Below are 19,109 nucleotides of genomic sequence, written 5' to 3' on the forward strand. Positions count from 1 at the left end.
TCGCCGGTGCGGGCCCGCCCACCGGCTCCAGTACGACGACGGCCGCCCACCTTCCTGAGGTGGGCGGCCGACGTCGTTAATCCCATCGAGTGCTCCGCAGTTGTCGTTTAGGCGTAACAAAACGACAACTTCGGAGCAATCGGTGGGCAGGTCAGGAGGCGTAGCCCTGGGGGTTGTTTTTCTGCCAGCGCCAGTGGTCCTCGCACATCTGGTCCACTGTCTTGGTGGTGGACCAGCTGAGGTCGGCCAGGGCGGAGGTTGCGTCGGCCCAGAAGGCCGGGAGGTCGCCGGCGCGGCGGCCGGTGATCTCATAGGGGATGGGCCTGCCCACAGCCTTCTCGAACGAGCGGAGGACTTCCAGGACGGAGGAGCCCTTGCCGGAGCCCAGGTTCCAGCGGAACACACCGGCGCGGTCCGCCACGTGGTTCAGTGCGGCCACGTGGCCCTCGGCAAGGTCGACGACGTGGATGTAGTCGCGCAGGCATGTGCCGTCGGGCGTGTCATAGTCGCCGCCGAACACCATGAGCTTTTCGCGGCGGCCCACGGCCACCTGGGCGATGAACGGAACCAGGTTGTTGGGGATCCCTTGGGGGTCCTCGCCGATCCGGCCGGAGGGGTGGGCGCCCACCGGGTTGAAGTAGCGCAACAGGGCAATGTGCCAGCGGGTGTCGGCTGACCCGAGGTCCGAGAGGATGTCCTCGATCTGCTCCTTGGTGCGGCCGTAAGGGTTGTTGGCCCCGATCTCCATCTTTTCGACATAGGGGATGGGGTTGTGCTCGCCGTAGACCGTGGCTGAGGAGCTGAAGACGATGGACCGGACATCGTGGCGGTCCATCACCCGGATGAGGTTCAGGGTCCCTACCAGGTTGTTGTAGTAGTACTTGAGCGGCTCACGGACGGACTCGCCCACGGCTTTCAGCCCTGCAAAGTGGATCACGGCGTCAATGGCGCCGGCGGCGAAGACCTTTTCGACGGCGGCCTCGTCCACGAGGTCGACATTATGGAACTCGGCAGTCTTCCCGCTGAGTTCGGCTACCCGCCGGAGGGACTCTTCACTGGAGTTGACCAGGTTGTCGATGACCACGACGTCATGGCCGGCTTCCTGCAGGGACAAAACAGTGTGGGAACCAATGTAGCCGGTGCCTCCGGTGACGAGAATTTTCATGCCTCAACGCTATCCCAACAACACGTGCCGCCGCCGCTGCGTCCCGGATGCCGGGCAAGAAGGATGCTGCCCGAAGTGCGGCTGCACGGCATGCCGCGCCCCGCGGAAGAACACATCCGTGCTAAATACAAGTAGTGCCCAAAATCGTAGATGCCGAAGCCCGGCGCCAGGACGTGGTCGAAGCCGTTCTCCGGATCATCGCAGGTGACGGGCTGGAGCGGGCCTCGCTGCGGGAAGTCGCCGATGAGGCCGGGCTGGCTGTCGGTTCCGTCCGGCACTACTTCTCCGGGAGCGAGGAACTGCTCTCCTTCTCCTTCGCAGTGGTAGTGGACCGCATCGTGGGCCGCCTTGGAGCATCCCTGCCTGCGGTACACGATGCAGTGCCCGGTTCCGCCGAGCACCGCGAGGCAGTGTTAACCCTGCTGTGCGGAATCCTGCCCCTGGATGAGCAGCGGGCGCTGGAGGCGTGCGCCTGGATGGCGTTCAAGAATGCTGCACGGGTCAGGCCGTTCCTTGCCACTGAGGCAGACCGGAGCCACCGCGAGGTGGCTGTCATCGCGGGGCGGGTGGTTAGCGCCTTAATGCCGCAGGACGAGCCGCAGGACAGCCTCGTGCTGGAGGCGGAGCGCCTCCTGGCGACGCTCGACGGGCTGTGCATGCATGCGCTGCTGCAACCCGGATGGATGACCCGCGAAATGTGCGTTGACGTCCTGGAACGGCACCTCGACGGGATGTGATGCCAGCCACTAACGTGGGCATTGAGGGGAATACACTGATTAGCAGGGGGCGCTGCCCGGTCACCCAACCCCGGTGCGGGCACACCACGGAAGGACGTCGGATGCATCAGACAAGCGGCACCAGGTGGCAAATCACCACGGACACGTCAGGGCCCATGATGATAGCCCTGTACGTCCGGGATACTGCAGGGCTTGACGGGGCAGGTCAGCCATCGTTGTCGCATGCAGCGCCCAAGGTCCGCCGCGCCGACCATTCGCACCTGACCGCCGACGTTGGTGGTTTGAGTGCCCTGAAGACGGAGTGGGAAGCCTGGTGGGAACAGCTGCTCAAAGCCCACCCCCAGACGTCCCCTGAATTGTCACCGCCGAACTTCGAGGCCTTCGGCAATTCGCCCGCGCTGCAGCGGGTGCTGCAGGCACACTTCGGTGCTGCCCTTACCTGGGCGCGGGAGCGCAGGAGTGAGTACGCCGAGATTGAGGCGGAGCGTGCTGCCACTGGAGCTGACCAGATTCTTGAGGACATGGTGGATGACAGGCTGATGGAGGTGGGCCGTGATTCCCGTGACTTCAAGCTGACCATCATCGAGCTGCCGTTGAACGAACAGCGGGCCTGGTACATGGAGCCGGACAAAATCATCATGAGCAACAAGCTGATGGGCGAGCCGGAGCTATTCCGCAGCTACGTCCAGCCAGTGGTGGAGATCCTGGTCTAGGGACCTTCCGCCTCTACCTGCCCGCAGCCCGCCGGTCCTCAGCTGCGGGCGTCTCCCGCCGCCACCGTGATCCGGACCCCGCCCTCCGGACCCGCAGATTCCTGCCAGCCGTCCCGCGATGCACGGTTCCAGCTTCTGCCCGCCACCTCGACCCGGGTGACCTCAAAGTCTTTGGCGTTGGCAACCGCCCATTGGGCCACGGACCACGCCTGGCTTCCCGCGGCCTCGACCACCAGGGTCGCACCGTCGACAGTTGTTTCCAGCGGGCCGTACGCCTGGTCCAGCTCGGCGGACACTGTTGCGGCGTCGCCGCCGGTGCCGGCCGCCCGAAGGGTGCATTGGACGGCCTCGGGCGTCTGGCCGCTCAGGCCGGAGGCAAAAGTCCGTCCCATTTCCTCGTGCTGCGCGTAGGCGGCGGGGTAGGCGGATCGCTGAACACGCTGGGCTGCCTCGGTAATCTCCAGTGACTCATACCCGGGGATTTTTACCAGGGCATCGTAGAAGGCGTTCGCTGCATAGTACGGATCCATGATCTGCGCCTCGGTTCCCCACCCTTGGGAAGGACGCTGCTGGAACAGCCCGCGCGAATCCGGGCCGGCCTGGTCTCCGTGCTCAATGTTCCGCAGCTTGGACTCCTGCATGGCGGTGGCCAGCGCTATGCTTGCTGCCCGCGGCGGAAGTCCGCGCTGCACGGCAACAGCAGTGATCAGCGAGGCATAGACGGCCTGGTCCGGGGCCAGCTCGGATGTCCGTTCATCAATGACGGCCCTGCAGCGTTCCGAAACGAGGGTTTCGGAACGCTGCAGGAAGAACACGGCCGAGTAGATGCCGCCGGCTACGAGTGCCAGGGTGAGCACCAGTACCGCGAGGGTGCGCAGGCTGCGTCTTCGTGCCATGAAGGATCAGTTGGCGTGCAGGGCGTCGTTCAGCTCCACGGTCTGGCCCTGGCGGGGGAGGACCTCCACCGCGCCCGTGGTGGAGTTGCGGCGGAACAGCAGGTTGGGCACGCCGGACAGCTCCGCGGCCTTGACGATCTTGGTGGTGTCTTCACCCACCTCATCCTTTGGTCCCGGGATGCGGACGCGGGTTCCCGCCGTCACGTACAGCCCGGCCTCAACCACCGAATCGTCACCGATGCTGATGCCGACGCCTGAATTGGCGCCCAGCAGGACCCGCTCGCCGATGGTGATTTTTTCCTTGCCCCCGCCGGACAGCGTGCCCATGATGGAGGCTCCGCCGCCGACGTCACTGCCGTTGCCGGTCACTACGCCGGCCGAGATGCGGCCTTCCACCATGGAGGTGCCCAGGGTTCCGGCATTGAAGTTGACGAAACCTTCGTGCATCACGGTGGTGCCTTCGGCCAGGTGGGCACCGAGGCGCACGCGGTCGGCGTCGGCAATCCTTACACCGGTGGGCACCACGTAGTCCACCATCCGCGGGAACTTGTCAATGCCGTAGACAGTGACGGCGCCACGGCGCCGCAGCCGCGCGCGGGTGAGCTCGAAGCCCTCCACCGGGGCGGGGCCGAAGTTGGTCCACACGACGTTGGGCAGGTTGCCGAAGATGCCGTCCAGGTTGATGGTGTTGGGCTTGACCAGGCGGTGCGAGAGGAGATGCAGGCGCAGGTACGCATCGGCGGTATCGGCCGGGGCCTCATCGAGGTGGATCTGGACAAAAACCACTTTCTGTTCCGTGCCGCGGTCCTCATCGGCGCCGTTCTTGGCGATCAGGGTGAGGGACTCATCCGCGTTCTCAACGGAACGCAGGTTTTCGGCGGCAACACCGAGGGCCGGTGCCGGAAACCACACGTCCAGTACGGTGGCGTCACCGGTGGAAATGGTGGCCAGGCCGAACCCGTAGGCAGAGCGTTCGTCGGTGGTTGCGTTCGAGGTTTCGGGCACGGCGGAAGAAGCAGTCTCAGTCATGGCCCCAGTCTATCGAGGGGCAGCGACAGGGTCCGAACTAGACTGGCTTCGTGACTGCCGAAACCACTCCGGACCCTTCCACCTTGACGCTCGACCTCCGCCAGGACGTTGCGCTCCTTACAGCCGCCATTATGGACATCAACAGTGTGTCCGGCAATGAAACGGAACTGGCGGACGCCATAGAAGCCGCGCTGCAGGGAATTCCCCAATTGAGCGTGCTCCGGGACGGGGATTCGATGATCGCCCGGACTGAGTTGGGCTGTGCGGAACGGGTCATCCTGGCGGGGCATCTGGACACCGTCCCGCTGCCCCTGGCGGATGGTGCGAAGGGGACCGTGCCCTCCACCTGGGGATCCGGTGTTCCCGGCAAAGGGATCCTGTACGGCCGCGGCGCGACGGACATGAAGGGCGGCGTCGCGGTGCAGCTTGCGCTGGCCGCCACAATGTTCGACGACGGGGCCTCGCCGAAGCGGGACGTCACCTTTGTCTTTTACGACCACGAGGAAGTCGAGGCCGTCAAGAGCGGCCTTGGGCGGCTGGTGCGGAACCACGGCGACCTGCTGGGCGGCGATTTCGCGATCCTGCTGGAACCAACCCACGGGACGGTGGAAGGCGGCTGCAACGGCACCAGCCGGTTTGAGGTGACGACGGTGGGGGAGTCTGCCCACTCAGCACGCGCGTGGATGGGCCGCAACGCCATCCACGCTGCGGCGCCCGTCCTGGAGAGGCTCGCAGCCTACCGGCCGGCAACAGTCAACGTGGACGGGCTGGAGTACCGGGAGAGCCTCAACGCGGTAAGGATCAACGGCGGCACTGCCGGAAACGTCATTCCGGACCGGTGCGTGGTGGAGATCAACTACCGCTTCGCCCCGGACAAGACGCCGGACCAGGCCGAAGCCGTGGTGCGGGAACTCCTTGAGGGATTCGACGTGGTCCGTACCGATGCCGCCGCCGGGGCCCGGCCCGGCCTCCACCACCCCGCCGCGGCATCCTTCGTTGCGGCGGTGGGGGCCGAGCCGAAGCCCAAGTACGGCTGGACTGACGTCGCGCGCTTCAGCGAGCTGGGGATCCCGGCGGTGAACTTCGGCCCCGGCGACCCGCTGCTGGCGCATAAGGACAACGAGCACGTCGATGCTGAAGCCATTCGTACGTGCCTGCGGGCACTGAAGGACTGGCTGGCAGGCTAGGTCCGCCAGGCCTCGCACCCCGTTAAAAAGCAGTGGCCCGGATCCTACGATCCGGGCCGCTGCTTTTGGTGGGACCGCCTAGGGCGCTCCGGCCTCAACTGCGGCGGGCTCCGCCTTGGCCATTCCGCCCGCGGCCTTCTTGGATCCGCGGCGCTCGATCCACACCGCGAGGCGGGAAACGCCGATGTTGATGGCGATGTAGATGGCGGCGGCGACAAAGAAGATGGGGAACAGGAACTGGGTGCCCAGGAAGTCCGCCATCACCTGCACAGCGCGCAGTAGCTCGCCGTACGCCACGATGTAGCCGAGCGAAGTGTCCTTCAGCAGGACCACCATCTGCGCCACCAGGGAGGGCATCATGCGACGGATCGCCTGCGGAAGCTCGACCTGCATGCGGGACTGGAAGCTCGTCAGGCCAATGGCCAGCCCGGCCTCACGCTGCCCCTTCGGCAGCGACTGGATGCCGGCCCGGATGATTTCGGCGAACACGGCTGAGTTGTAGAGCACCAGGCCGGTGACAACGGCAATGAACGGCGAGGTACCGAAGCCCAGCAGGACGAACAGCATCATCAGGACCACGGGCATGCCGCGGAGGAACTCCAGCACCACGCGGGTGGGGATCCTGATGAAGGCCGCATCAGAGATGCGCAGCAGGCAGAGGAGCAGGCCCAGGGGGAAGGCGATAACCGCCGCCAGGGCTGCTGCGCTCAGGGTGGCGCCGAGGCCGTTGGCCAGGAGGGTCCACACGTCGCCGCGGGTGAAGATCTGCCAGCGTCGGCCTTCGAAAATTCCCTGCTGCGCGAGGGTCATGACAATCCACGCCAGCAGGCCGAGGATCAGCACGGAACCGGCGATCGAAGCTATCAGGGAGACGCGCCGGGCCTTGGGGCCGGGAACGTCATAAAGGACTGAGCTCATCGGGCAATCGCCACCTTTCGTTCCACCGTGCTGGCGAGGATGCCCAGCGGAACGGTGAGGAGCAGATAGAAGAATGCAGTACCCAGCAGCACCGCGATGACGGCGTCACCGTTGGCGTTGGCCAGTTGCCGGCCGTAGCCGAAAAGTTCCAGCACAAAGAACGCACCGGCCACGGACGAGTTTTTCACCAGGGCGATCAGGATGTTGATCAGCGGCGGGATCACCGTCCTCAAGGCCTGCGGCAGGATGATGAGGGACAGCACCTGGCTGAACTTCATGCCAATACTGCGGGCGGCTTCAGCCTGTCCCACCGGGACACTGTTGACACCAGAGCGGACAGCTTCGGCGATGAACGCTGCGGTGTAGGTACTGAGGGCAATGATCGCGGCAATCTCGAACTGCTCAAACTTGACCCCGAGGCGGGGGAGCACGACGGCCGCGAAGAAGAAGGCGATGGTCAAGGGTGTATTCCGGAGAACCTCGACGTAGACGGTGCTGAAGCCGCGCAGGGCAGCAACCGGGGAAACCCTGGCAGCCGCAAGGAGCGTGCCCAACACCAGCGCGATGATCCCGGATACGGCTGAAAGAAAGAGGGTACGGAGAAAACCGTTCCAGTACAGGGGCAGGTTTTCAAGAATGACGTCCATAGGATCCTTCGGCTCTGGGAGTGGACGGAAGTGAAGGCGTGGCGTTGCCGGGACCGGCGGGCCGGTCCCGGCAACGAACGGGCAGCCTAGTAGCGGTTGATTGCGGGCAGGCTGGGCGCAGTCTTGATGACCTCGCCGGCAGTGGCCTCCCAGGCCTTCTTGTAGCTTCCGTCCTTTTCGAAGGACTCCAGCTGGTCATTGATCCAGTTGCGGAACTCGGTGTCGTCCTTCTTCAGGCCGATGCCATAGGGCTCCTTGGTGAACGTTTCGTCGGAGGCCAGCTTGAAGGCGTCCGGTTCCTTGTCCACGAAGCCGGCGAGGATGACGTTGTCGGTGGTGACCGCTTCAACCTGCTTGTTGCGCAGCGGCTCCAGGCATGCGGAGTAGGTTGCGGCGGGGACCAGCTCTGCTCCGTACTTCTCCACGATGGTGGCGGCCGGCGTCGAACCCGTCACCGAGCAGACCTTCTTGCCCTTGACGTCTTCAGGCTTCTTGATGGAGTCGTTGTCCTTGTTCACCATGAGGGCCTGTCCGGCCTCGTAGTACGGTCCGGCGAAGCTGACAACCTGCTTGCGCTTGTCGTTGATGGTGTACGTGGCGATCACCAGGTCCACCTTGCCCTGCTCGATGAAGGGTTCGCGGTTGGCGGAGACGGTCTCTGACCATTCAATCTTGTCCGCGGCGATGCCCAGCTTGGCAGCGATAAGCTTGCCGATTTCAACGTCGAATCCGACGGGCTTGCCGTCCAGGCCGACCTGGCCGAAGAGCGGCTGGTCGAACTTGGTACCGATCTTGATGCTGCCTGCCTTGGAGAGCTTCTCCATGGTGGTGCCCGCAGCGAACGACGGCTTCTCGGCAACAGTGGGATTGGTGGTGGTGCCCGTGCCGCCTCCGCCGCAGGCGCTCAGGGACAGGGCCAGGGCAGCGGTGGCCGCCACGACGAATGATTTCCGCCGGGTCATAAATGCCTTCATGACATTCCTTTCATTGATGGCCGTGGGTCACGGCCTCGGTGCGAACTGGGAGTGTTTGTTCAGGTGTGAATCAGTGCGTCAGGAGCTTGGAAAGGAAGTCCTTGGCACGATCGCTCTTCGGGTTGGTGAAGAATTCTTCCGGGGTTGCGTCTTCGACGATCTGGCCGTCGGCCATGAAGACGACGCGGTCCGCGGCCTTGCGGGCAAAGCCCATCTCGTGCGTGACCACAATCATGGTCATGCCCTCTTTGGCCAGTTGGACCATGACGTCCAGAACCTCGTTGATCATTTCCGGGTCCAGGGCTGACGTGGGCTCATCGAACAGCATTACCTTCGGCTTCATTGCCAAAGCCCGTGCGATGGCCACGCGCTGCTGCTGCCCGCCTGAGAGCTGTGCCGGCAGTTTGGGGGCCTGGTGGCCTACGCCGACGCGTTCAAGCAGGGCCATGGCGTCCTTGTCCGCCGTGGCCTTGGCGACGCCCTTGACCTTAATGGGGCCGAGCGTCACATTCTCCAGGATGGTTTTGTGCGCAAAGAGGTTGAAGGACTGGAAAACCATCCCGACGTCGGCGCGGAGCTGGGCGAGTTCCTTGCCTTCCTCAGGAAGCACTTTCCCGTCGATGCTGATGGTTCCGGCCTCGATGGTCTCCAGGCGGTTAATGGCACGGCAGAGGGTGGACTTACCGGAGCCGGAGGGCCCGATGACCACAACAACCTCGCCCTTGCGGACCTGCAGGTTGATGTCCTTCAAAACGTGCAGCTGGCCGTAGTGCTTATTTACGCCGTTCAGGGAGACAAGCGCATCTCCGGGCACATGAGTAGTCATAGGAAAGAATCTAGCGAACAACAACTGTTTATGACGCGAATCACCGCAACTTCCTGCGGATCGTGATTCAAGAGATACCTCCCGGGGGAGGTTAGCCTTGGTGAATGAGCATCAACGCAGATCCGGCCAGAAATTCCCAGCCGCGCCGTAAGGGCCCCCTTGAACTGCGCCGCAAGCAGGCGGCCGTGGACATGTCTGACCAGCATCTGCTCGACACCAAGGGCCCCGGGCAGTTTGTCCACACTGATCCTTGGCGCGTCCTGCGCATCCAGAGCGAGTTCGTGGAAGGCTTCGGCGCCCTGGCGGACATCGGCAAGGCCGTGAGCGTCTTCGGCTCGGCGCGCACCAAACCCGGCAGCCCCTACTACGAAATGGGTGTGGAAGTGGGGCGGAAACTGGCCGAGGCCGGCGTTGCCGTCATCACCGGCGGCGGTCCCGGGTCCATGGAAGCCGCCAACCGCGGCACCGTTGAAGGCAACGGTGTGTCCGTCGGCCTGGGCATCGAACTTCCTTTTGAGCAGGGCCTGAACCAGTGGGTGGACCTGGGCATCAATTTCAGGTATTTCTTTGCCCGCAAAACCATGTTCGTCAAGTACGCGCAGGGGTTCATTGTCCTGCCGGGCGGCCTGGGCACGCTCGACGAACTTTTTGAGGCAATGGTGCTGGTGCAGACGCGAAAGGTGACCTCGTTCCCCATCGTGCTGCTGGGCGTCGAATTCTGGGGTCCCATGATCGAGTGGATCAGGGGAACCCTGGTGGCGGAAGGCATGGTCTCCGAAAAGGACCTGGACCTGATCCAGGTGGTTGATGATCCAGCAGAGGCGGTGGACAGGGTGCTCCACGTGGCCATTACCCCCTCGCTTAACGGGGAACAGCGGCCGGAGTAGCCCGAGCGTCCGGACGGCGGCGCTCCATCCCGTCTGGCACGATGGAGCGGTGAGCTTTTTTCTGGTTTTCCTGGCCATCGTGCTGATTGGGGTGGTCTTCTGGATCGGCCTGGGGCTGCGTTCCGGCAAAACGGGCGACGGCCTCTTGCCCGGCTTGCCCGGCGGCGGTTTCGAGCAGCCGCCAGCCAACCTTCCTCCGGTCCTGCTGCCCGCACAGGCAGCCCCGGAGGACGTTGACCGCGTGCGTTTCTCCCTTGGCCTCCGTGGCTACCGGATGGACCAGGTGGACCAGGTCCTGGATGAACTGCGGGACCAGCTCGCCTCCAAACAGCAGGAAATCGACGGGCTCCGGGCAGCGCTGGCGGCTATGGAAGCTCCTCTTGGACCGGAACCCGACAAAAAGGGCACTGCGCCTGAAGAGGACCGGCTGTGAGCACAATGGCGCGGCGCCGGGCAGGTCTTGTCCCGTCCCTTCAGGCGTTGGCCGCACAGGCCGGGCGGGCTGTCCAAGGCTGGCCATGGTGGCTGCAGGCCACCGCCGTCTACTTCGCGGCCCGGCTGGTCAGCGCCTGCATCTTCATGGCTGCCGCCCTGCATCAGGGTCCCAACCCCTGGTTGCCGGCCAAGCCGGATTACTGGAACTTCATCAACATCTGGGATGCGCGCTGGTACGGCCAAGTCATCGCCGGTGGCTACCCCTCCGTCCTGCCGACTGATGCCGCCGGCAACGTCCAGGAAAATGCGTGGGCTTTCTATCCGTTGTTTCCTGCCCTGGCCGGAGGCCTCAGCAGACTGACCGGACTTGTTCCCGCCGCCTCACTGACCATCATCGCCATGCTGGCCGGGTGGGGAGCCGCCCTGGTTGTCTACATCCTCTTCCGGCACAAGGCCGCCCCTGCGTCCGCCCTATGGGGAGTGGCCTTCTTCGCCACCTTCCCCGTGTCCGCCATCCTCCAGGTGCCCTATGCCGAGTCGCTGTCGCTGCTGCTGCTCGCGGCGGCGTTGCTGCTGGTGGTGCGCAGGCAGTACCTGTGGGCCATCCCGGTGGTGGTGCTCCTGTGCCTGTCCCGTCCGGTGGGCGTCCCGTTCGCGGCCATGCTCGGGCTGGTTCTGCTGCGCCACCTGTGGGAGCGGTTCGGTGCCCGGCAGGCCGGCAACGGGCAGCGCGAAGGAACGCACTCGAACGGCGACCTCGCGGCGCTGGCTGCCCTCACCGCCGCCGGAGGGGCCATGGCGCTTGCCTGGCCGGCCGCCGCCTGGGCGGCAACGGGCGATATCCAGGCGTACACAAAGACCGAAACCGTGTGGCGGGGCCACGACCTGGTGCCTTTCAAACCCTGGTTCGATACCGGCGTCGACCTCTTTGGCCCCGTCCTGGGCCTGCTGGCGCCGGTCGTTTTCGTGGCGCTTTTCGGCGCCATGCTGTTCCTGCCGCCGGTACGGCAGCTCGGCGTGGAGCTCCGGCTGTGGTGCGCCTGCTACATGGGTTACCTGGTGGTGTTCCTGCACCCGCAGACCAGCACCTTCCGCATGCTCCTGCCGCTGTTTCCGCTCGCGCTGGGTGCTGTTTTGGTGTCCGGCTCGCGGGCCTACCGGTGGACGGTGGTCACCATGTTCCTGCTGCTGCAGATCGTCTGGATCGTCTGGTTGTGGGCCTGGGCCCAATTGCCCGGGGGAGGGGATTATCCACCCTAGCCAATGGGACTTTCGCGCAGGTCAGGACTCAAATGGCAAGACGTTGGAAATGTCCATCGATTAGCTACGGGCGGGTAATTCCGCGATAATGGTAAGTAAGCAAGGACAAAAAGCATTCAGAATACGCTCAGCCTTGGCGGTGTCCATCCACTCCGCCATAGCGGCTTGATCGACATGCGGACACAGCCCGTCCGGGCTGATCAGTCCTGGGACAAAATGGAGGGGAATTCCTCATGGCGGCTATGAAACCACGCACCGGCGACGGCCCAATGGAAGTCACCAAGGAGGGCCGCAGCCTGATCATGCGCGTCCCGCTCGAGGGCGGCGGGCGCCTGGTGGTCGAGCTGAACGCTGCCGAGGCAGCAAACCTCAAGGAATGCCTCGTCGGCGTTACCGAATAATCGTGCCGGGCAGGGCCCGCAGCCAGCAGGCTGCGGGCCCTGCCCGTATCCTGGTGGCTACTTCTTGACCGCTACCAGCAGCCCGTCGCCGGTGGGAAGCATGGCGGACGCAAGCCTCTCGTCGTCGCGGATTGCCTTACCGACCTGGCGCAAGACCACCGTGGTGGCTTCACGGCCGGCGGGGTTGGCAACTTTGTCCTTGTCCAACGCATCATTGATGATCAGCAGCCCGGAGGGCTTCAGGAGCCGGATGGCCTGCTCCACATAGCCCGGGAGTCCTGGTTTGTCGGCGTCGATGAACACCAGGTCATAAGCGTTGTCAGTCAGGCGCGGCAGGACGTCGCCGGCCCGTCCGGAAATCGTGCGGGTGCGGTTGGCCGGGCTCCCTGCCTCGGAAAATGCCTCCCGGGCGGCCTTGAGGTGTTCCACGTCCACATCGATGGTGGTGAGGACGGACTGCGGGCCGAGGCCGCGGAGCAGGCAGACGCCGGACACCCCGGCGCCGGTCCCGATTTCGACGGCGGTCTGGGCTTTGGACGACGCCGCCAGCACGGTCAGGACTGCGCCCACCCCTGGTCCAACCGGTGTAACACCCAGCTCGAAGGAGCGCTCCCGGGCCCGAAGCATGACCTCATCCTCAGCGGGCAGATCTTCTGCATAGGACCAGCTGGTGGACTTGTCGGCGCTCATGGGTTTCGCTTTCTGGGCGGCAGGGGAATGTCCTTTACAGCCTACTGTGTCCGGTGGCAACAGCAGCGGAGGCGGGCGGTTGCGCCCACGGCTGAACTTCCGAACAATCAGGAAATTCCCAGACAAGTTTGAAATGATTATTATCCGCTCATCCGAAAGGTGACCGGCGCCGAATCAGTGATGTCAACAGTATCCGGGCGTTAGCATTCCACGAGGGGAGTGGACGATGTCATCTTCAGTAGTGGCACCTGTCCCTGCAGCAAATCATCCTGATCCGGAGTGGGTCCGTCCCACCTGGGAAGAAGTGGTCACCAACCACTCGGCGAAGGTTTACCGGCTCGCCTACCGCCTGACCGGTAACAAGTACGACGCCGAGGACCTCACCCAGGAGGTGTTTGTCCGTGTCTTCCGCTCGCTGGAAAACTTCAAACCTGGCACCCTTGACGGCTGGCTGCACCGGATCACCACCAACCTCTTCCTGGACCAGGCACGGAGAAAGACGCGGATCAGGTTCGATGCCCTTGCCGAGGACGCAGAGTCACGGCTTCCCGGCCGTGAACCGGGCCCCGAGCAGAGCTTCGAGCTGAACAACCTCGATGTGGACGTCCAGGCTGCGCTGGAGGAACTGCCGCCGGACTTCCGTGCCGCCGTCGTTCTGTGCGACCTTGAAGGGCTGTCCTACGACGAAGTGGCGGAAGCCCTGGGCGTGAAGCTGGGCACCGTCCGTTCACGGATCCACCGCGGACGGACCATGCTGCGGGAAAAGCTGGCCCACCGGGATCCGCGTCCGCAGCAGTCCCGCCGGAAACTGTCCATGCCGCGCATCGCCGGTATCCTCTGAACGGCGCATGAGGTCCCGTAGTCCATTCGGACGCAGGCATCAGCGCACCGGCAGCCACCTTCAGTCCTGCCAGGAATGCCATTCAGCCGTGCGGAGGGAGCGCCAGTACCTGGAGCGGCTCCGTGATGCTCCCATCCCTCCGGCCAGTGATGACCTGACGGCCCGCCTGCTCGCCCGAACGCAGGAACTGGCCGCCATGCCGCCTGCAGGCGCGCACCGGCCAGCATCGTCCCGGAGCGCCGTCCGCGTCCTGGCCCTGGCTGCCGGTGGCAGCATGGCAGCTGCCGGCGTGCTGGCCGTCGGCGCATTTGCCGCGGCAGGAGATCCCCCGCCGGGGGACACTGCAGGCAACCAGGCCGCACTCTCCCACGTCTCATCCCGGACACCTGCGGACGGCAGGCTGCTGACAGGGGAACAGCTCACCCAGCTGCGTTCCGAAGGATGGGCCTGCCCGGAGCTTGAAGCGATGGGCTTCCGTCTCGAGTCGGCGAGGGCCACCGTGCTCGATGGCCAGCCGGCAGTGGAGCTGCGGCTCACCGACGGCACCCACCAGGCAACGGTGACCGAACAGCGGACCGCCCTGCAGGCCGTTCCCGGACAAAGCGCTGCGGGACAGGAAGGTGCCGGGCCGGACATGGCCAGCCAGGACAGCAGCCCCCTGCGGGTGGGGCGGTCCTCGCCATGGTCGGCAACCTACCGGACGCCCGGCCACACTTTTCTCTACGAGTCCGACCTGCCCGCCGAGGAGGCTGACGATGCCCTGCCTATCCTGCAGCGGCTCGGCAACCAGGCTGAGGAAGGCGTTGCGGCCCGAATTCCGGATGCCTCCCCGGAAGCGGCGGAGGAACCAATCATCACCCGGCTGCAACGTGGAGTTAACCGCATCGTTGCCTTTTTCACCCCGTAGAACGCACAGTCTTCCCGGACCCCGGGCGGAAATCGTCACTGGCAGCCCGGAGAGGGTAATCTTCCTAAAGTGTTTGGAATCAACGGCCCGGAGTTCTTTCTTCTGCTGATCATTGGGGTTCTGGTGATCGGTCCCCAGCGGCTGCCCGAATACACCCAGAAACTGGCTAATCTGGTCAAGGAAGTCCGGCGCATGGCATCCGGCGCCCGTGAGCAGATCAAGGAAGAAGTGGGGATCGACATCGACGATGTCGACTGGAAGAAGTACGATCCCCGCCAGTACGATCCGCGGCGCATCATCAAAGAAGCGCTCCTGGATGACGACTCCAAGCCGGTGAGCGCCGGCGCGCCCGCTGCAGTGGCTGCCGTCTCCGGCGCAGCGGCTGTGGCAGCGGAGGCGGCGCCGCGGCGGCCGGAACGGGTGCTCCAGTCCCTGCCCCCCGGCGAGGCCGCGCCTTTCGACACCGAAGCCACCTAGCCGCTTCTTAGCGGGGCTGCAGGCCCAGTTTCATCCCCGCGAGGCCGCGCGGCTTTGCTGCCAGCCGGCCGGCGATGCCGGACAGCGCCGCGGCAGCGGGTGTATCCGGCTGCCCGAGCACTATCGGAACCCCGGAATCGCCGCCCTCCCGCAGCTGGATATCAAGCGGTATCTGCCCCAGCAGCGGCACCTCTGCGCCTACTGTTGCCGTCAGTCGGCCGGCGAGGACTGACCCGCCGCCGCTTCCGAACAATTCCATCCTGCCGCCGTCGGGCATTTCCAGGTAGGACATGTTCTCGATGACGCCGGCCACTTTCTGGCCGGTCTGCGTGGCTATGGCGCCGGCGCGCTCCGCGACGTCGGCCGCGGCGGCCTGCGGTGTGGTGACCACCAGGATTTCGGCTTTCGGCAACAGCTGGGCCACGGAGATCGCGATGTCACCGGTGCCGGGCGGCAGGTCCAGGAAAAGGGCGTCCAGGTCACCGAAGTACACGTCCGTCAGGAACTGCTCAAGGGCGCGGTGAAGCATGGGTCCGCGCCAGGCCACGGGCTGGTTGCCGCTGACGAACATCCCGATGGAGATCACCTTCACCCCATAGGCCACCGGGGGGAGGATCATGTCATCCACGCGGGTGGGCGGCTGGGTGATGCCCATGAGGCCAGGAACCGAGAAGCCGTACACGTCCGCGTCCACGATCCCGACCCGCAGGCCCTGGGCGGCGAGGGCGCAGGCAAGGTTGACCGTCACGGAGGATTTGCCCACCCCGCCCTTGCCGCTCGCCACCGCATACACCTTGGTGAGCGAATCCGGCTGGTTGAACGGGATGCCGCGCTGGCCGCCGGCGCCGCGGAGCAGCTCCTTGAGGGCATCGCGCTGTTCCTGCGTCATCACTTTGAGTTCGACGTCGACGGCGGCCACTCCCGGAACGGCCAGCAGCGCCTTTGTGGCATCGGCCGTGATGGTGTCCCGGAGCGGGCAGCCGGCGATGGTGAGCAGGACAGCAAGGCTGACCCTGCCGTCGTCGGAAATGTCAACGGACTCAACCATGCCCAGCTCCGTGATGGGGCGGCGGAGCTCGGGGTCAATGACCGTGGCCAGGGCAGCGGCGACTGCGTCAGCCAACGCGGTGTTGGCGATCGGTGCGTTCATTAGCGGTCCTGGGTGGAGTGGCCGGGCTTAACCCGGGGAATCTGTTGGGTGCGGGGATTCCGCTGGCGGTCACGCTGTTCCTTCAGTTTTTCCCTGATTTTGTCGCGCGGGGATTCGTGCTGCGCCTGCCCGGCGGGATCATGGGTCCGAAGCTCTTCCTGGGCTTCCAGCATGTCTTCCAGCAGGGAGCGCAGTTCGGCACGGACGTAGTCGCGCGTGGCAACCTCGCGGAGCGCAATCCGCAGGGACGCGAGCTCCCGGGTCAGGTACTCGGTGTCTGACAGGTTGCGTTCGGCCCGCTGGCGGTCCTGCTGGAGCGAGACGCGGTCGCGGTCGTCCTGGCGGTTCTGTGCCAGGAGCAGCAGAGGTGCGGCGTAGGAGGCCTGCAGGGACAACATCAGCGTCAGCAGGGTGAAACCGAGGGCGCGGGAATCGAACTGCCACTCGAGCGGCGCCCAAGTGTTCCAGGCCAGCCAGATCACCACGAAGACGGTCATGTAGACAAGGAACTGCGGCGTGCCCATGAAGCGGGCGAAGCCTTCCGTGGCATGGCCGAAGGCATCGGGGTCCGGGGAGAACTTGGGCAGGATCCGCTGGCGGCCGCTGAGCGGCGTGTCCAGGCTGCCCTTTGACGCGGTCTTGGCCGGCATCCGCTGGTTGGGGTTCTTGGGAGCGCTGCTGTCAGCCAATACGGCCACCAAGCCTTCTTATCGGGGCTTCGCCGTCATGGGCTCGCCAGTCATCCGGCAACAGATGATCCAAAACGTCATCAACAGTCACCGCCCCCACAAGCCGGCCGGCGTCATTGACCACAGGGAGGGAGTTCAGGTTGTAGGTAGCCAGGGTCCTGGCGACTTCACTGATGTGCGCCTGGTCCGACAGCGGCTCGAGGTTCTTGTCCACCAGGTTGCCGAGAGGTTCGAACGGCGGGAACCTGAGCAGCTGCTGGATGTGGACCACGCCCAGGAAACGGCCGGTGGGCGTCTCCAGCGGGGGCCTGGCAATGAAGATGGAGGAGGCCAGCGCGGGGGAGAGTTCCTCGCGCCGGACATGCGCCAGGGCCTCGGCCACAGTGGCTTCGGGCGGCAGGATGACCGGCACCGGGGTCATGAGGCCGCCGGCGGTGTCTTCGTCGTATTCCAGCAGGCGCCGGACGTCCTCTGCGCCTTCGGGCTCCATCAGCTGGAGCAGCTCTTCGGCCTGGGCGGAAGGGAGTTCGCCGAGGAGGTCGGCGGCGTCGTCGGGATCCATCTCCTCCAGCACGTCGGCGGCGCGCTGGACGTCCAGGGCAGACAGGATCTCCACCTGGTCGTCCTCCGGAAGTTCCTGCAGGACGTCTGCCAGGCGCTCATCCTGCAGTTCGCTCGCCACTTCGAAACGGCGTTTATCGCTCATTTCCTGCAGGGCCTCGGCGAAGTCCGCGGGTTTGAGGTCTTCATGGTTGGCCACGAACTGGGTGGCAGCCTGCGGCTCGGTGCGCGCGCCCTGGAGGGCGTCAGCCCAGTCGATGATCAGGGTCTCGTTGCGGCGGAGCCGGCTCAGGGGGGAAAGGGAATGGCCGCGCCGGACAAAGAGCTTGCTGACGAACCAGTCCCCGGAACGGGTCTGGTCCATGGCAATGTCCTCAATCGTGGCATCGCCGCTTCCGTCCCGGAGCGTGACGCGTCGGTCGAACATTTCGGCCACCACCAGGGTTTCGGCGCCGCGCTGCTCAAAGCGGCGGAGGTTGACCAGTCCGGTGCAGATGATCTGCGTCTGGTCGATGGAGGTGATCCGGGTCATGGGCACGAACACGCGCTTCTTGCCGGGAACTTCGACGACGATGCCCACCACGTGCGGAGCGCCCTGGGTTCCACGGGACAGCACAACAACATCGCGCAGCCGGCCCAGCCGGTCGCCCAGCGGGTCGAAGACGTCGAGGCCCAGAAGGCGCGCCACGAAGACGCGGGTAGGAGTTGTGCTCACTCCTACAGGCTACCGAGTCTGCTCTCTTTTAGCTGAATTTACAGGCAGCACACATGCGCATGGGCAAGAATGGGGGTATGGCAAACATATTTGGTGCTCCCAAGGCCGGCGGGCCCGGCGGAATGGACGAGTCCCGGGCCGTCCCCGCCGGCGACACCGTGGGTTCCTACACCTCCTACCTGGATGCCCAGAAGGCCGTGGATTACCTCGCGGACCAGCAGTTCCCGGTGCACATGGTGTCCATCGTGGGCAACGAGCTGAAGATGGTGGAGCGGGTTACCGGGCGCCTGAGCTATCCCCGGGTTGCCCTGTCCGGAGCGCTGAGCGGCATGTGGTTCGGCCTGTTCGTTGGCGTCATGCTCTCCTTCTTCGCACCGTCACCGGGGTACTTCTCCATCCTCACGTCGGTGCTGATGGGCGCGGCGTTCTTTATGCTCTTCGGCATCGTCACCTACGCCATGCAGCGGGGCAAGCGCGACTTCACCTCCACCAGCCAGGTGGTGGCCACCAGCTACGACGTCGTGGTGTCGCCGGAAGCCGCACACGAGGCGCGCCGGCTCCTTCAGCAGCTGCCCATGACGCGCTCGGACGCGGCGGCCGGCGGGGGACCGTACACCCAGCGTGACTTCCAGGGCCAGCCGTACCAGCCCCCGCAGCCGGGCCAGGCGCCCGCCCGTCCCTCGGGATGGAGTGACCCCTATGGCCAGTCTTCCGCAGGTTCATCCGCGCAGGAGCAGGCCGGTGACCACGCCGGCGCCGGGCCGCGCCAGGACGCCGCCGTCCAGGAGCAGCCGGCCCCGGCACGGGCTGTCCGGTACCCGGACCTGCCGGACGGCCGGCCCCAATATGGTGTCCGGCTGCCGCAGGGTCCCGCTGCAGGGACCGGCCAGCCCCAAGACGACCAGCACGGGGATCACGGGCAACCCGCTGACGGGCAGCAAGACGCAGACAAACAGCAGCACCCGGGCGAGACGCGGCAGTAGCGCACGGCCGCCTTGGTGCCA

Annotated in this window: 22 protein-coding genes; 11 read left to right on the plus strand and 11 right to left on the minus strand. The window is 65.2% G+C overall.

Annotated elements, in window-relative coordinates; all coding sequences use genetic code 11:
* Positions 1 to 151 precede the first annotated feature (151 nt).
* Positions 152 to 1,165: a UDP-glucose 4-epimerase GalE gene (galE, locus tag GK109_RS16540; RefSeq protein ID WP_157241695.1), complete on the minus strand. Its 1,014-nt coding sequence runs from the start codon at positions 1,163 to 1,165 to the stop codon at positions 152 to 154.
* Positions 1,166 to 1,299: 134 nt separating this feature from the next.
* On the opposite strand from galE, the gene GK109_RS16545 reads away from it, so the two are divergent.
* Both GK109_RS16545 and GK109_RS16550 read left to right on the plus strand, forming a co-directional pair.
* Entirely contained in the window at positions 1,300 to 1,902 is a 603-nt protein-coding gene (locus GK109_RS16545) for a TetR family transcriptional regulator C-terminal domain-containing protein (protein WP_321213995.1), read from the plus strand.
* 101 nt (positions 1,903 to 2,003) lie between these two features.
* On the plus strand, positions 2,004 to 2,615 hold the full coding sequence (locus GK109_RS16550) for a hypothetical protein (RefSeq protein WP_157241696.1): 612 nt from the start codon (positions 2,004 to 2,006) through the stop codon (positions 2,613 to 2,615).
* A gap of 38 nt (positions 2,616 to 2,653) precedes the next feature.
* Here GK109_RS16550 and GK109_RS16555 read toward each other — a convergent pair whose 3' ends face one another.
* Both GK109_RS16555 and dapD read right to left on the minus strand, forming a co-directional pair.
* Entirely contained in the window at positions 2,654 to 3,511 is an 858-nt protein-coding gene (locus GK109_RS16555; protein WP_157241697.1) for a hypothetical protein, read from the minus strand.
* 6 nt (positions 3,512 to 3,517) lie between these two features.
* Entirely contained in the window at positions 3,518 to 4,540 is a 1,023-nt protein-coding gene (gene dapD, locus GK109_RS16560; RefSeq protein ID WP_157241698.1) for a 2,3,4,5-tetrahydropyridine-2,6-dicarboxylate N-succinyltransferase, read from the minus strand.
* Positions 4,541 to 4,590: 50 nt separating this feature from the next.
* Between dapD and dapE the strand changes: the two genes are divergently transcribed.
* The gene (gene dapE, locus GK109_RS16565) at positions 4,591 to 5,727 is read left to right on the plus strand and encodes a succinyl-diaminopimelate desuccinylase (protein WP_323056620.1); all 1,137 of its coding nucleotides are present in this window, start codon (positions 4,591 to 4,593) and stop codon (positions 5,725 to 5,727) included.
* Positions 5,728 to 5,805: 78 nt separating this feature from the next.
* On the opposite strand, the gene GK109_RS16570 is transcribed toward dapE, so the two are convergent.
* From GK109_RS16570 to GK109_RS16585, 4 genes are all read right to left on the minus strand, one after another.
* Positions 5,806 to 6,645, minus strand: coding sequence for an amino acid ABC transporter permease (locus tag GK109_RS16570; protein ID WP_157241699.1), 840 nt, complete (start codon positions 6,643 to 6,645; stop codon positions 5,806 to 5,808).
* Positions 6,642 to 7,292: an amino acid ABC transporter permease gene (locus GK109_RS16575; RefSeq protein ID WP_157241700.1), complete on the minus strand. Its 651-nt coding sequence runs from the start codon at positions 7,290 to 7,292 to the stop codon at positions 6,642 to 6,644. Before GK109_RS16575 ends, GK109_RS16570 begins: the two co-directional genes overlap by 4 nt.
* Positions 7,293 to 7,378: 86 nt before the next feature.
* Positions 7,379 to 8,266, minus strand: a complete 888-nt coding sequence (locus GK109_RS16580) for a glutamate ABC transporter substrate-binding protein (RefSeq protein WP_157241701.1) — start codon at positions 8,264 to 8,266, stop codon at positions 7,379 to 7,381.
* A gap of 70 nt (positions 8,267 to 8,336) precedes the next feature.
* Positions 8,337 to 9,092 carry an amino acid ABC transporter ATP-binding protein gene (locus GK109_RS16585; protein WP_157241702.1) on the minus strand — a complete coding sequence of 252 codons (756 nt, stop codon included), beginning with the start codon at positions 9,090 to 9,092 and terminating at the stop codon, positions 8,337 to 8,339.
* 104 nt (positions 9,093 to 9,196) lie between these two features.
* Here GK109_RS16585 and GK109_RS16590 point away from each other — a divergent pair, with 104 nt between their 5' ends.
* The 4 genes from GK109_RS16590 to GK109_RS16605 all read left to right on the plus strand — a co-directional run bounded on the left by GK109_RS16590 (position 9,197) and on the right by GK109_RS16605 (position 12,075).
* Positions 9,197 to 9,979 (plus strand): TIGR00730 family Rossman fold protein, encoded by a 783-nt coding sequence (locus GK109_RS16590; protein WP_104998519.1) that lies wholly within the window; start codon positions 9,197 to 9,199, stop codon positions 9,977 to 9,979.
* Between the two features lie 49 nt (positions 9,980 to 10,028).
* Positions 10,029 to 10,412 (plus strand): DivIVA domain-containing protein, encoded by a 384-nt coding sequence (locus GK109_RS16595; RefSeq protein WP_370460651.1) that lies wholly within the window; start codon positions 10,029 to 10,031, stop codon positions 10,410 to 10,412.
* Between the two features lie 5 nt (positions 10,413 to 10,417).
* Positions 10,418 to 11,674: a hypothetical protein gene (locus GK109_RS16600; protein ID WP_157243056.1), complete on the plus strand. Its 1,257-nt coding sequence runs from the start codon at positions 10,418 to 10,420 to the stop codon at positions 11,672 to 11,674.
* A gap of 233 nt (positions 11,675 to 11,907) precedes the next feature.
* Positions 11,908 to 12,075: a DUF3117 domain-containing protein gene (locus GK109_RS16605; protein ID WP_009357720.1), complete on the plus strand. Its 168-nt coding sequence runs from the start codon at positions 11,908 to 11,910 to the stop codon at positions 12,073 to 12,075.
* 57 nt (positions 12,076 to 12,132) lie between these two features.
* Here the strand turns inward: GK109_RS16605 and GK109_RS16610 are convergent, their stop codons facing one another.
* Positions 12,133 to 12,765, minus strand: coding sequence for an O-methyltransferase (locus GK109_RS16610; RefSeq protein WP_157241704.1), 633 nt, complete (start codon positions 12,763 to 12,765; stop codon positions 12,133 to 12,135).
* A 226-nt stretch (positions 12,766 to 12,991) separates the two neighbouring features.
* On the opposite strand from GK109_RS16610, the gene sigE reads away from it, so the two are divergent.
* The 3 genes from sigE (at position 12,992) to GK109_RS16625 (ending at position 14,990) form a co-directional block, all read left to right on the plus strand.
* A complete protein-coding gene (sigE, locus tag GK109_RS16615) occupies positions 12,992 to 13,606 on the plus strand; it encodes an RNA polymerase sigma factor SigE (protein ID WP_139029816.1) in 615 nt (204 codons plus the stop codon).
* Positions 13,607 to 13,694: 88 nt separating this feature from the next.
* Positions 13,695 to 14,513 (plus strand): anti-sigma factor, encoded by an 819-nt coding sequence (locus GK109_RS16620; RefSeq protein ID WP_370460652.1) that lies wholly within the window; start codon positions 13,695 to 13,697, stop codon positions 14,511 to 14,513.
* Between the two features lie 69 nt (positions 14,514 to 14,582).
* Entirely contained in the window at positions 14,583 to 14,990 is a 408-nt protein-coding gene (locus tag GK109_RS16625) for a Sec-independent protein translocase TatB (protein WP_104998514.1), read from the plus strand.
* Positions 14,991 to 14,997: 7 nt separating this feature from the next.
* Here the strand turns inward: GK109_RS16625 and GK109_RS16630 are convergent, their stop codons facing one another.
* Genes GK109_RS16630 through GK109_RS16640 form a run of 3 tightly spaced genes read right to left on the minus strand, consistent with a single transcriptional unit; the run spans position 14,998 to position 18,105 of the window.
* Positions 14,998 to 16,140, minus strand: a complete 1,143-nt coding sequence (locus tag GK109_RS16630) for an Mrp/NBP35 family ATP-binding protein (RefSeq protein WP_157241706.1) — start codon at positions 16,138 to 16,140, stop codon at positions 14,998 to 15,000.
* The gene (locus GK109_RS16635) at positions 16,140 to 16,790 is read right to left on the minus strand and encodes a DUF1003 domain-containing protein (protein ID WP_157243059.1); all 651 of its coding nucleotides are present in this window, start codon (positions 16,788 to 16,790) and stop codon (positions 16,140 to 16,142) included. Before GK109_RS16635 ends, GK109_RS16630 begins: the two co-directional genes overlap by 1 nt.
* A 31-nt stretch (positions 16,791 to 16,821) precedes the next feature.
* Positions 16,822 to 18,105, minus strand: a complete 1,284-nt coding sequence (locus GK109_RS16640; RefSeq protein ID WP_104998511.1) for a magnesium transporter MgtE N-terminal domain-containing protein — start codon at positions 18,103 to 18,105, stop codon at positions 16,822 to 16,824.
* Between the two features lie 77 nt (positions 18,106 to 18,182).
* On the opposite strand from GK109_RS16640, the gene GK109_RS16645 reads away from it, so the two are divergent.
* Positions 18,183 to 19,088 (plus strand): general stress protein, encoded by a 906-nt coding sequence (locus tag GK109_RS16645; RefSeq protein WP_157241707.1) that lies wholly within the window; start codon positions 18,183 to 18,185, stop codon positions 19,086 to 19,088.
* The last annotated feature ends 21 nt before the right edge of the window (positions 19,089 to 19,109 follow it).

It is taken from the genome of Pseudarthrobacter sp. GA104, from assembly GCF_009741265.1.
Classification (GTDB): Bacteria; Actinomycetota; Actinomycetes; order Actinomycetales; family Micrococcaceae; genus Arthrobacter.